Below are 512 nucleotides of genomic sequence, written 5' to 3'. Positions count from 1 at the left end.
TTTGGCGGGGCTGGCGATGGGGCCGGCTGGAGCGGTCGAGCATCCCGGCGCGGCCTTCGTCAGCGTAGCGGCGGGCCCATTTCGCTGCGGTCTTCCACGACACGTCGAAACGTTCAGCAGCCCGGGCGACGGGCCACCCCCGATCGACGACGAGGACTGCCAGGCGCAGCCGCGCGCGTGGAGTCAAAGCAGCGTTGGCGTGGGTAGCGTGGGACACGAAGACCTCCTGGACACGGGGCGGAACCGTCAGACAGCTCCACTCCACACCGGGAGGTCTTCGCCTGTCACCAGATCAAATGGTCACGTCGCAACGACTCGACCAACGTCTCTGGGCATCACACCTAGGTGTACTGACCGGAGACGTTGATCGAAGCGGCGGTTGAGCTGCTGGATGGGCAATTTGAGTCTTGGCCTGAGAGCGCATTGACCAGTTTCGTCATCGCGGATTGGGCTGGTTCGCTCACTGTCGGCCCGACTGCGGCCAAGCTGCTGATCAGTGCTGCGATTTCGGG

General features: G+C 64.5%; 1 protein-coding gene. It reads right to left on the bottom strand.

Annotated features, from left to right (window positions below):
* The coding region (locus tag MOPEL_RS16855; protein ID WP_169316323.1) for a leucine zipper domain-containing protein at window positions 1-217 on the bottom strand (217 nt) is incomplete at its 3' end.
* Window positions 218-512 lie beyond the last annotated feature (295 nt).

The organism is Mobilicoccus pelagius NBRC 104925 (genome assembly GCF_000247995.1).
Lineage (GTDB): Bacteria > Actinomycetota > Actinomycetes > Actinomycetales > Dermatophilaceae > Mobilicoccus > Mobilicoccus pelagius.
The sequence above is the reverse complement of the archived record's forward strand: the minus strand, read 5'-3'. Positions and strand labels throughout refer to the sequence as shown.